10 protein-coding genes are annotated in these 11,491 nt (G+C 70.1%); 8 read left to right on the top strand and 2 right to left on the bottom strand.

What is annotated here, in order from left to right; genetic code table 11:
• The first annotated feature begins 149 nt into the window (after positions 1 to 149).
• The 3 genes from AC1D12_RS12480 (at position 150) to AC1D12_RS12470 (ending at position 4,988) form a co-directional block, all read left to right on the top strand.
• Complete coding sequence (locus AC1D12_RS12480) at positions 150 to 2,330, top strand: DUF1631 family protein (protein ID WP_477840694.1); 2,181 nt, start codon at positions 150 to 152, stop codon at positions 2,328 to 2,330.
• 8 nt (positions 2,331 to 2,338) lie between these two features.
• On the top strand, positions 2,339 to 4,612 hold the full coding sequence (locus tag AC1D12_RS12475) for a patatin-like phospholipase family protein (RefSeq protein ID WP_477840692.1): 2,274 nt from the start codon (positions 2,339 to 2,341) through the stop codon (positions 4,610 to 4,612).
• 118 nt (positions 4,613 to 4,730) lie between these two features.
• Positions 4,731 to 4,988 (top strand): hypothetical protein, encoded by a 258-nt coding sequence (locus AC1D12_RS12470; RefSeq protein WP_477840690.1) that lies wholly within the window; start codon positions 4,731 to 4,733, stop codon positions 4,986 to 4,988.
• Between the two features lie 82 nt (positions 4,989 to 5,070).
• On the opposite strand, the gene AC1D12_RS12465 is transcribed toward AC1D12_RS12470, so the two are convergent.
• Together AC1D12_RS12465 and yihA are read right to left on the bottom strand one after the other, a co-directional pair.
• On the bottom strand, positions 5,071 to 5,973 hold the full coding sequence (locus AC1D12_RS12465; RefSeq protein ID WP_477840688.1) for an alpha/beta fold hydrolase: 903 nt from the start codon (positions 5,971 to 5,973) through the stop codon (positions 5,071 to 5,073).
• Complete coding sequence (gene yihA / locus AC1D12_RS12460; protein ID WP_465110891.1) at positions 5,970 to 6,671, bottom strand: ribosome biogenesis GTP-binding protein YihA/YsxC; 702 nt, start codon at positions 6,669 to 6,671, stop codon at positions 5,970 to 5,972. Before yihA ends, AC1D12_RS12465 begins: the two co-directional genes overlap by 4 nt.
• 86 nt (positions 6,672 to 6,757) lie before the next feature.
• Here yihA and AC1D12_RS12455 point away from each other — a divergent pair, with 86 nt between their 5' ends.
• From AC1D12_RS12455 to AC1D12_RS12435, 5 genes are all read left to right on the top strand, one after another.
• Positions 6,758 to 7,381 (top strand): c-type cytochrome, encoded by a 624-nt coding sequence (locus AC1D12_RS12455; protein ID WP_156154620.1) that lies wholly within the window; start codon positions 6,758 to 6,760, stop codon positions 7,379 to 7,381.
• Between the two features lie 69 nt (positions 7,382 to 7,450).
• Positions 7,451 to 7,855: a hypothetical protein gene (locus AC1D12_RS12450; RefSeq protein WP_465110890.1), complete on the top strand. Its 405-nt coding sequence runs from the start codon at positions 7,451 to 7,453 to the stop codon at positions 7,853 to 7,855.
• A gap of 87 nt (positions 7,856 to 7,942) precedes the next feature.
• Complete coding sequence (msrP, locus tag AC1D12_RS12445; RefSeq protein WP_047500082.1) at positions 7,943 to 8,935, top strand: protein-methionine-sulfoxide reductase catalytic subunit MsrP; 993 nt, start codon at positions 7,943 to 7,945, stop codon at positions 8,933 to 8,935.
• Between the two features lie 13 nt (positions 8,936 to 8,948).
• On the top strand, positions 8,949 to 9,587 hold the full coding sequence (gene msrQ / locus AC1D12_RS12440; protein ID WP_052211209.1) for a protein-methionine-sulfoxide reductase heme-binding subunit MsrQ: 639 nt from the start codon (positions 8,949 to 8,951) through the stop codon (positions 9,585 to 9,587).
• Between the two features lie 70 nt (positions 9,588 to 9,657).
• Positions 9,658 to 11,364 (top strand): GGDEF domain-containing protein, encoded by a 1,707-nt coding sequence (locus AC1D12_RS12435; protein ID WP_477840685.1) that lies wholly within the window; start codon positions 9,658 to 9,660, stop codon positions 11,362 to 11,364.
• Positions 11,365 to 11,491 lie beyond the last annotated feature (127 nt).

Genomic DNA, 11,491 nt, shown 5'->3' with positions numbered 1-11,491 from the left:
CCCGGTGGCGGCATGGGTGGCATGGGCGGCATGGGCATGGACATGTAAGTCCAGGCACCTCGCCTGCATCGAAAGGGCTGCTTCGGCAGCCCTTTTTCATTGACACACCTGGAAGGCCACCCCTTGGCCACGGGCGGCACAATATCGCCATGCCGACCGCCCCCCTGCTGAAGCGCTTCATCGACGATGAACTGGGCCGCGCACCCGACCTGATCGCCCGCACCATGGCGGCGGTGGTCGAGCAACTGCGCCGCCCGCGCGACCAGCTGCTCGCGAGCGAGCGCCAGCACCACTTCGATCTCGTCGAGCTGCTGCAACAGCACGCCGGCCGTTTCCAGCGCAGCTTCGTCGACGCGCTGCGCCAGCGCGTGCTGGCCGAGCTGGAGCCCACCGCCAACGCCACCGCGGCCCCGTCCGGCCCGAGCAGCCTGTCCGGCCTGCAGCTGATGGATGAAGGCCGTGTCGAGTCCGACATCGAGATCTCGCGCGCGGTGCAGCAGATCGACACCGGCACCGAATGGGAGCTGCGCGAACTGCAGACCTTCACGTCGACGCTGCGCGGCCAGGCCCACACCACCGCCGAGTCGAACCCGCTGCGCCCGCTCGCCTACGCCCACGCGCTGTGGGATGCCGCCGGCGAAGTGACCGACAAGCCGGTGCAGCAGGCCATCCTGCTGCGCGTGGCCTCCGCCGCGATGACGCCGCTGCTGCGCATGGCCTGGGCCGCCGCCTGCTCGCGCCTCGAATCGCAAGGGGTCGAGCCGAGCATCTACCGCACCGTCGTGCTGGCACCGGGCGCCGGCGCGGCGCGCAAGCCGGAGGTCGACGTGACGATGCCCGGCGCGCTCGAAGGGCTGGTGCGCAGCATGCCGGGTGGCCTGCCCGCAACCTCCTCCGCGCCCTCCACCCCGGGCCGCCGTGGCGCCACGCTCGGCCCGGCGCTGGAGCAGGCCCTGGCCCGCATCGAGGCGATGCTCTCGCGCCTGCCGGAGCGCAGCGGCGGCGACGCTGCCGAAGCCGCCGATGGCGCTGACCGCGCCGGCACGCCGTCGTCGCGGCTGGCCGAATTCCGCGGCTCGCTGCTCAGYGCCGCCGACGAGACGATCGAGCGCCAGATCATCGAGCTGCTGTCGCGGCTGTTCGAGACCATCCTCGGCGACCCGATGCTGCCGCAGCCGCTGCGCACGCTGATGGGTCGCCTGCAGGTGTCGGCCCTGCGCGTCGCGCTGCGCGACCCGAAGATGATGGAGGTCCACGAGCACCCGGTGTGGCAGCTGATGGACCGCATCGCCGGCGCCGCCGTCGGCTACCCGCAGGCCGGCGACCCGCGGCTCGCGCATTTCCTGTCGTTCTGCGACCGCCTGGTCGACGAGATGCTCGCCGAGCCGGTGCAGGACGCCGCGCTGTACCGCCGCAGCCTCGCGCGCGTCGACGCCGCCATCGCCGAGCAGCTGCGCGATGCGCAGGTGGCCGCGCGCGGCGCGATCGCGACGCTGGTGATGGCCGAGCAGCGCGAGCGGCTGCAACGCGAGCTGTCGCACCGGTTGACCGAGCAGATGGCGCCGATCCGCACGACGCCGGTGATCCGCCGCTTCGTCACCGGCGCGTGGGCGCGGGTGCTGGCCGAATCGTTCACGCTGTACGGCGAGGAGGCCGAATCCAGCCAGCGGGTGCTGAAGGCGACCGACCACCTGCTGTGGAGCCTGCGCCTGCCCGACCATCCGCAGAGCCGGCTGCGCCTGCTGGGCCTGCTGCCCGGGCTGCTGAAGGAGCTGCGTGCCGGCATGGAATTGATCGCGCTGCCGGCCGACGAGCAACAGGCCGTGCTCGACGAGCTGGTCGAGATCCACAGCGAGGCGATGAAACCGCGCGCCCGGCCCGCAGCCGCCGCCGCGCAGCCCGAGCCGACGCCGGAGGAGATCGTGCGCCGCATGCGCGACGAGACCGTCGAGCCGGTGCCCGAGACCGGCACGCCGTTCAGCGATTCGCTGATCGACCTCGGCTCGATGGACACCGTGCCCGCCGAGTGGCTGCCGAGCGGCCCGCCGGCGGGTGGCGACGACCCAGCCGCCTGGGTCAACGCGATGGCGATCGGGCGGCACTACCGGATGTTCCTGCTCGGCCGCTGGAGCCACCTGCAGCTGCTGTGGCGCAGCGACAGCGGGCMGCTGCTGCTGTTCGCCGGCGAGCAGCCCGACAGCACGCACTCGGTGACGCTGCGCGCGCTGGAGCGGCTGCGCACGGCCGACCTGCTGGTCTCGCTGTCCGACTACTCGCTGGTGCAGCGCGCGGTCGACGGCATGCTGCGCAGCCTCGCGACGCTGCGTTGAGCGCTCGCATGGCAACCGCAAGGCTGCGGGCCTGGCCGGGCCTGCTCGCGATCGCGCTGTGCGCTTCGGCGCTGGCGCAGACCGACGCGCCGCCACCCACATCACCCCCCACGCCACAGCCCACCCGCCCGCGCATCGGCCTCGTGCTGTCCGGCGGCGGCGCACGCGGCCTGTCGCACGTCGGCGTGCTGAAGGTGCTGGAGCGCGAGCGCATCCCGGTCGACGTGATCGCCGGCACCTCGATGGGCGCGATCATCGGCGGCCTGTATGCGAGCGGCATGGACGCCGACACGCTGGAGCGCGAGCTGCTGAAGGTCAACTGGGATGCGGTGTTCGCGAACCGCGTCGACCGCCAGCTGCTGTCGCAGCGGCGCAAGGAGGAAGACTTCGAGATCTCGCCGTTGATCGAGTTCGGCATGCGCGACGGCGAGCTGCGCGCGCCGCTCGGTGCGCTGTCGGGCCGCGGGCTCGAGACGCTGCTGCGGCGCTACACGCTRCCGGTGCGCTCGGTGCGCGATTTCGACCGGCTGCCGATCCCGTTCCGCGCCGTCGCCACCGACATGGAAGACGGCCGCGCGGTGATCCTGGGACAGGGCGACCTCGCGCTCGCGCTGCGCTCCAGCATGAGCGTGCCCGGCGTGTTCCCGCCGACCGAGATCGACGACCGCATCCTCGGCGACGGCGGCCTGGTCGACAACGTGCCGGTCGACGTGGCGCGCGCGATGGGCGCCGACATCGTGATCGCCGTCAACATCGGCACGCCGCTGGCCCCGCGCAAGACGCTCGGCTCGGTGGGCGGCCTGACCGGCCAGATGATCAACATCCTGACCGAGCAGAACGTGCAGCGCAGCCTGGCCTCGCTCGGCGGGCGCGACCTGCTGATCTCGCCGCAGCTGGGCGAGATCACCTCGGGCGATTTCAACAAGACGCGCGAGCTGATCGCGCTCGGCGAGCAGGGGGCCGCCCAGCTCGCGGCGCGCCTGGCCGCGCTGTCGCTCGACGAGACCGCGTATGCGCAATGGAAGGCCGGCCACCCGCGCGAGGCGCCACCGCAGGCGACGCTCGCGTTCGTCGAGTTCGAGGGCAGCGGCCTGACCAACCCGAAGCGCTTCGCGGCGCAGATGGAATCGACCGCCGGCCAGCCCTTCGATGCCGCCAAGGCCGAGCGCGATGCGCGCCGCCTGGCCGCCAGCGGCGACTACGTGCGCGCCGACTACGAGCTGGTGTCGACCGACCGCGGCGACGGACTGGTCTTCGACCTGGAGGACAAGCCCTGGGGGCCGCACTACTTCCGCGTCGGGCTCGACCTGAACACCGACTTCACCGGGCGCAGCGCCTTCAACCTGAAGATCAGCCACAACCGCCACTGGCTGGACGCGAACGGCACCGAGTGGCGCAACCGCGTGCAGATCGGCGAGGTGCCACGGCTGTTCTCCGAGCTCTATCACCCGCTGAACTGGACGCTGGGGATCTCCAACGACTGGTTCGTGGCCGGCTACGGCGAGGCCGAACGCCGAAAGCTTGCCGTCTACAACGGCGCCACCGGCGACGAGCGCGGGCATTTCAACCGCTCGACCGGCCGCTTCGGCATCGACCTCGGGCAGCCCTGGGGCCAGTTCGGCGAGATCCGCATCGGCCTCACGCATCTGACGCTGCGCAACGAGCCGGAGATCCTGTCGAGCGACTACAGCGGGCCGCGCGAGACGGTGACGATCGACGAATCCGGCCTGCGGGTCGGCGTGGTGGTCGACCAGCTCGACTTCGCGAACTTCCCGCTGCACGGCTACCGCCTGCAGGGCGAAGTGGTCAGCGGCCGGCGCAGCGACAGCGTGACCGGCAGCGATTCCGACCGCTTCACGCGGGTCGAGACCGAGGGCTCGGCGGTGGGCACGTGGGGACGGCACACGCTGAACGCGCTCGTGCGGGTGCAGCATGCCGACCAGCGCTCGATCGCCGGGCTCGGCCGCTACACGCTCGGCGGCTTCCAGCAGATGTCGGGCTACCTGCCGGGGCAGATCGAGGGCAACTACCTGGCGTTCGGGCGGCTCGTGTACTACCAGCGGCTGGACTACGCGCCGGTGTTCACGCGCGGGCTGTTCGCCGGCGGCTCGCTGGAGGCCGGCAACGCGTGGGACTTCAGCAGCCAGATGAAGCTGAACGACCTGCGCAGCGGCATGAGCCTGTTCGTCGGCGCGGACACCGGCATCGGGCCGCTTTACCTCGGCGTGACCTACGCGCCGCGCGGCGCCGCCGGGCTCTACCTGTTCATCGGCCGACCGTGACGGATCCGACGCGGCGGCGTTGGTCCTGCCGCGTTCGGGGGGGTGTCAAGCCGGGAGGCGCTTCCTAAACTGGCTTCCAGGTTCAGAGAGGTTGGCAGGCAGTTTGGGTGAGGCGCACATGACGGACAGTGAATTGATGCGGATCAGCGACGGTGGCGTCGAATCGTCGGAAGGCTGGGCGGTCCACCTGATCGGGCCGGAGCTGCTGGAGTACTGCAGCGGGCCGGCCGCCTGCCTGGTGAACATCGGCTACTCGCCGACGCACCGGGCGCGTCAGATCTATGCGACCGAGTCGTCGTCGGACCTGTTCCCGATGCTGCGCGAGCACCTGCAGTCGGCCTCGCAACTCCTCGAAGGCCGCTACGTGGTGGTGTGACAACCCCTCGCTCGACGAGTACGTCGAGCGGTCCCCCGAGGGGACGCGGGCCGGCTTGGGGCGGCCCGGCGCTCGGCCCGCCTCACCGAACCAGCGCCGCCTCGATCTCGGCCGCCACCAGCGCCGGCAGTTCGTGCACGATCCAGTGCGTGGCGCCCGGCACGCGGGTCAGCGTCAATTTGGGCACGAAGGCCTCCAGGCCGTCCAGCAATGAGGCCGGCAAGGCCACGTCGGCCTCGCCCCACACCACGTGCGTCGGCACCGTCACGGTGACGAACTCCGGCGGGAATTTCAGCGCGAGCACCGGTGAATCGGGCCCGGTCGGCGGGCGCAGCGGCGACACGCGGTAGTAGTTCAGCGCGCCGGTCAAGCCGTGGCGCCACACCGCGCGGTACTGCTCCTTCAGCGCCGGCGTCAGCCAGCCGCCGCCCGGCCGCGCCGGGTCTTCGGCCCCCATGTGCGCGAACACCGCCCACAGCCGCGCGAAATCGCCGGCCTCGAGCTCCGCCTCGGCCTCGGGCCGGCTCCAGGTGTTCATGTAGCCGCTGGCCGCCTGCTGGAGGGGATCGGTCTGCAGCGCCTTCAGGAACACGCCGGGGTGCGGCGAATTGACGATCACCAGCCGCTGCAGCGCCTGCGGATGCTGCACCGCGAAATTCCAGGCCACCGCACCGCCCCAGTCGTGCGCGACCAGCGCCGCGAGCGGGCCGCCGCCCTCCTCGGCGATCAGCGCGAGCAGGTCGGCCACCAGGTGCTTGGCGCGATAGGCCTCCACCTCGGCCGGCGCGGACGAGCGCTCGTAGCCGCGCAGGTTCGGCGCGATGCAGCGGTAGCGGTCGCCGAAATGGCGCAGCATCGCGTCCCAGACGAAGGCGCCTTCGGGAAAACCATGAAGGAACACGATCGCCGGCGCGCCGCGCGGCCCGCTGGCCCGGCAGCTCAGCGTGATGCCGTGCGGCAGCACCGCATCAAAGGTCTCGATCACCCKAGGATCCAGTCGCGCAGCACGCAGGCGGCGTCGCCGACGCCCTGCTTGTTCAGCGCCGAGAACAGCGCGATGCCGATGTCGGCGTCCTCGCTCGACAGCTCGCCCAGCACCGCCTGCGTGGCCGCCAGCGCCGCCGTCGATTCGCGGCGGTTCAGCTTGTCGGACTTGGTCAGCAGCACCAGCAGGCGCACCTCGCCGGTGCCCACGCGGGGCGCGACGAACTCGAGCAGGTTGCGGTCGAGCTCGGTCAGCCCGAGCCGCGAATCGACCATCAGCACCACGCCCGACAGGCTGCGGCGCACCTGCAGGTAGTTGGCCATCACCTCCTGCCAGCGCTGCTTGGCGGCGCGCGCCACCGCGGCGTAGCCGTAGCCGGGCAGGTCGGCGAACAGCGCGTTCGGCGCATCCTTCGGGCCCAGCTCGAACAGGTTGATGTGCTGCGTGCGGCCGGGCGTCTTCGATGCGAAGGCCAGGCGTTTCTGCTGCGTCAGCGTGTTGATCGCGGTCGATTTGCCGGCGTTCGAGCGGCCGACGAAGGCGATCTCGGGCAGCTCGGTCTGCGGCAGCTGGTTCAGCTGGCTGGCGGTGGTCAGGAAGCGCGCGGTGTGCGTCCAGGCCAGCGCCAGCTTCTCGGCTGCGGCCGCATCGCTGCTCGCGTCAGCGGCCGGCGCACCGGAATTGTTTTCGTCGGTCATGGAAGGCACCAAAAACTTGCATTGTAAAATCGCTGGGTTTTGCATCGTCAGAACGCATCCAGCCAACCCACACTAAGAACGCCATGATGCCTGTTGCTTCCTTGCTGTCGAGTCTGTTGTTGGCCGCCGCCCTGGCGGCGCCCGCCTCCGCGAGCGAGGCGGCGAAGGCCAAGCCCGACGTCGCGAAAGGCCAGGCGATCTCGACCAACGTGTGCGGTGCCTGCCATTCGGCCGACGGTTCGCGCGGCAGCCCGGCCAACCCGATCCTGCAGGGTCAGCATCCCGAATACYTGGTCAAGCAGCTGGCCGAGTTCAAGGAAGGCAAGCGCGACAACCCGGTGATGAAGGGCATGGCCTCGACGCTGAGCGAGGACGACATGCGCAATGTCGCCGCGTTCTACGCCTCGAAGGACGCGAAGCCCGGTTTCGCGAAGAGCAAGGAATCGGTCGCGCTCGGCGAGAAGATCTACCGCGGCGGCATCGCCGACCGCGCCGTCCCGGCCTGCGCCGGCTGCCACAGCCCCACCGGTGCCGGCATCCCCGCCCAGTACCCGCGCCTGCGCGGCCAGCACGCCGACTACACCGAAGCGCAATTGGTGGCCTTCCGCGGCGGGCTGCGCAAGAACAGCCCGCAGATGACCGGTGTCGCCGCGAAGATGAACGACAAGGAAATCAAGGCAGTGGCCGACTACATCGCCGGCCTGCGCTGAACGCGCCCAATCTCACGCTTCGCGCCACAGGGGCCGGTCGATGACCGGCCTTTTTCATTTCCGTCCGGCGTGCGCGCGACTATAGTCATCCGACTCGCCACTGCGAACGCCCCCATGCCCTACATCCGACGCGGACCCGACGGACAGATCGACAGCCTGCATCGCCAACCGGGCGCCGGCACCGAGTTCATCGCGGACGGGCATCCGGATCTGCTGGCCTTCATCGGGCACAGCCCGGTCAGCAGCGATTTCGGCAAGCTCGATGCCGATTTCGTCCGCGTGATCGAGGACGTGATCGACACGTTGATCGTGCGCAACATCATCAACATCACCGATCTGCCCGGCGAGGCGCAGGCCAAGCTGTTCGCCCGCAAGAGCTTCCGGGAACGCACTGCGCGCAATTCGCTGCGTTTGTTCTCCGACACGCAATTCGGCACCGTGATCGACGACACGAACTTTGGCGAATTGCCCTGACGCAGCCGGGCGCGCGGAACCGCTGTAAGGTTCCCGGCTCGAATTGCGACTGACCGGCAACGCGCTTCGGCGCCCCCAGGAGTTTCCATGCATCACCGCCCGAACCGCGGCTTCGACCATGCCGTGCCGTCCGAGATCACGCCGCGCGCCGTCTATGAGCGCCGCCGCGAGCTGCTGAAGCTGATGGCGCTCGGCGCCGGCGGCGCGGCGCTGTCCGGCTGGGCCGCGCGCGATGCGATGGCCCAGGCGGCCCGCCCGAACAAGCTGGCCCCGCTGCCGGGCGCGCGCAGTGCCGTTCCCGGCGCGATCACGATGGAAAAGCTCACGTCCTACAACGACGTGACCAGCTACAACAACTACTACGAGTTCGGCACCGACAAGTCCGACCCGGCGCGCAATGCCGGCTCGCTGAAGACCCGCCCGTGGACGGTCGCGATCGAGGGCGAGGTGAAGAAGCCCAAGGTCTACGACCTCGACGAACTGCTGAAGCTCGCGCCGATGGAGGAGCGCGTCTACCGGCTGCGCTGCGTCGAGGGCTGGTCGATGGTGATCCCGTGGGTCGGCTATTCGCTGTCGGAGCTGATCAAGCGTGTCGAGCCGACCGGCAATGCAAAGTACGTCGAGTTCGTGACGCTGGGCGATGCGAAGCAGATGCCCTTCCTGGGCTCGCGCGTGCTGTCGTGGCCGTACGTCGAGGGCCTGCGCCTCGACGAAGCGATGAACCCGCTCGCGCTGCTCGCCTTCGGCCTGTACGGCGAGGTGCTGCCGAACCAGAACGGCGCGCCGGTGCGGCTGGCGGTGCCGTGGAAATACGGTTTCAAGAGCGGCAAGTCGATCGTCAAGATCCGCTTCACCGACAAGCAGCCGCTCACCTCCTGGAACCATGCGGCCGCGCAGGAGTACGGCTTCTACTCGAACGTCAACCCGAACGTCGACCACCCGCGCTGGAGCCAGGCGACCGAGCGGCGCATCGGCGAGGATGGCCTGTTCGCGAAGAAGCGCGCGACGCTGATGTTCAACGGCTACGAAGCCCAGGTCGGCCAGCTCTATGCGGGCATGGACCTGAAGAAGCTGTTCTGATCGCGAACCGGCTATGAAGACCGCTGTGCTGTCGTCCCCCGCCCAGCCGCGCCGGCGCTCGCCGCTGCTGCATCCGGCGGCCAAGCCGCTGCTGTTCGTCGCCGGCCTGCTGCCGTTCGCGTGGCTGTTCTACGGCGCGGTGATGAACACGCTGGGGGCCAACCCGGCCGAAGCGCTGATCCGTTCGACCGGCGACTGGACGCTGCGCCTGCTGTGCCTCACGCTGGCCGTGACGCCGCTGCGGGTGATCGCGAACCAGCCGGCGCTGGCGCGCTTCCGGCGCATGCTGGGACTGTTCGCGTTCTTCTACGTCGTGCTGCATTTCTTCGCGTATGCCTGGCTGGACATGGGGCTGGACATCGATGCCATCGTGCGCGACATCCCGAAGCGCCCGTTCGCGCTGGTCGGCTTCCTGGCCTTCGTGCTGATGATCCCGCTGGCCGCCACCTCGTTCAACCGCGCCATCAAGGCGCTGGGGGCGAAGCGCTGGCAGGCGTTGCACAAGTGCGTCTACGCGATCGTGCTGCTGGGTCTGTTGCACTTTTTCTGGATGAAGGCGGCGAAGAACAATTTCGCCGAGGTCGCGGTGTACGCCGCGGTCATCGCGGTGCTGCTCGGCTGGCGCATCCGGCACGCGTTGCGCAGGAGTTGACGGCGCGTCGCGAACCTGACGCCTTGGCGTCTGGCGCGGCTGCGCCGGGCCACGCACAATCGGGCCCTCCATGGTCGCCCACGTCTTGCCCCACCACACCCCCGCCGGCCCCGACACGGCAGCCCGCCGCCTCGTCAGGCTGATCGCCGATTCGCAGGCCGCCCACGATGGCGGCCAACACCAGCAAGGCCTCGCGCTGGCCGAACAGGCCCTCGAAGGCGCCATCACGCTGGGCGACCCGCTGATACTGGCGCGTGCCCACACGCTGCTGGCCAACCACCGCTGGCGGCTCGGGCTGTTCGAGCCGTCGGTGCAATCGGCGCGCGAGGCGCTGGCGCTCTGGCGAGCTGCCGGGCGCATCGACGAGCAGTGCGACACGCTGTGCCTGCTGGCGATCTCGTTCAGTGAGATCGGCCTGCAGGAAGAAGCGCTGAAGCACGCCACCGCGTCGTTCGAGCTGGCGCGCGCGCACCAGCGCGGCCTGGCGATGGGCGTGGCGCTGAACCGCATCGGCATCTGCTACGACCGGCTCGGCGATTCGATCCAGGCCGAGAGCTTCCTGCTGCAGTCGCTGGGCATGGCGCGCGAGCACGGCGGCCATGGCGACCGCATGCTGGCGCTGAACAACCTCACCGCCACCGCGATCAGCGCCTACTACCAGGCGCAGCTGCGCGCTGATGACGAGGCGAGCCGGCAGGCGGTGCAGCGGGCCCGCCAGTACGGTGGGCGGGCCTTGTCGCTGGCGCGCCGCCACGGCGATGTCTACCGTGTCAGCGTCACGCAGGGCAACCTCGGCGAAGCGCTCGGCCTGGCCGGCGAGTACGCCGAGGCGCGCGCATTGCTGCAGGAGGCGCTCGCGAGCGCGGTGCAGAACGGCTTCCGTGCGGTGGTGCTGCGCATGCGCCACAACATCGCCGAGGTGCTGCTGCGCGAAGGCCGCAACGAAGAGGCCATCACCGAGCTCACCGCCACGCTGCAGTCGCTGACCCAGCTCGACCACGAGACGACGCGCATGCGCGTGCACTCGGCGCTGCACCGCGCCTACAAGGCCGTGCGCCAGTTCGAGCCGGCGCTGCTGCACTGCGAGGCGCACCACCAGATCGAGATGCAGCGTGTGGCGCTGCAGAGCAAGGCGCAGGCGCGGCTGATGGTAAACCGCATCGATGTCGAGCGTGCGCTGATGGACGGCGAGCGCTCGCGCCTCGAGGCCGAGCTGCAGCGGCTGCGCACGCAGCAGCTGGAGGCCGAGAAGGAGCTGCTGGAGCAGCGCACCGCCGAGTTGCACCGCGAGACGCTCGAAGACCCGCTGACCGGGCTCGCGAACCGGCGCCATGTCGATGCGACGCTGCCGCTGCTGATCGAGCGCTCGCGCGGCCAGGGCCAGCCGATGGCGCTCGCGATGGCCGACCTCGATCATTTCAAGCAGGTCAACGACCGCCACGGCCATGCGGCCGGCGACGAGGTGCTGCGCACGGTGGCGCGCCTGTTCGGCGACAAGACGCGGGCGCGCGACCTGCTCGGCCGCTGGGGCGGCGAGGAATTCGTGCTGGTGTTCGTCGACACCCCGCGCGAGACGGCGCACGAGATCTGCGAGCGGCTGCGCAGCGCCGTGCAGTCCTACCCATGGAGCGCGATCTCGCCGGGGCTGCAGGTCACGCTGAGCCTCGGCCTGACCGACGCGCGGCCGAGCGACAACGCGCTCGAACTGGTCGAGCGTGCCGATGCGGCCTTGTATGAGGCGAAGCGGCTGGGGCGCAATCGACTCGTCGAAGGTTGACGAATTCGGAGCATGGGTGCGGAAGGCGCGGGTGGGCAGTCTGTGGCTCGCCGGCCGGTGCGGTCATCGCCCCTGGCGGGGCGATGACTTCCCTCCGCTGACTGGTTTCATGGTCCGTCGCCCAAAC

Source organism: Rhizobacter sp. P1_G5 (assembly GCF_056405435.1).
The sequence above is the reverse complement of the archived record's forward strand: the minus strand, read 5'-3'. Positions and strand labels throughout refer to the sequence as shown.

Bases quoted from the DNA above. Each gene is read 5' to 3' on its own strand.
- AC1D12_RS12470 (WP_477840690.1), top strand. From the start codon at position 4,731: ATGACGGACAGTGAATTGATGCGGATCAGCGACGGTGGCGTCGAATCG.
- msrP (WP_047500082.1), top strand. From the start codon at position 7,943: ATGCATCACCGCCCGAACCGCGGCTTCGACCATGCCGTGCCGTCCGAG.
- msrQ (WP_052211209.1), top strand. From the start codon at position 8,949: ATGAAGACCGCTGTGCTGTCGTCCCCCGCCCAGCCGCGCCGGCGCTCG.
- AC1D12_RS12435 (WP_477840685.1), top strand. From the start codon at position 9,658: ATGGTCGCCCACGTCTTGCCCCACCACACCCCCGCCGGCCCCGACACG.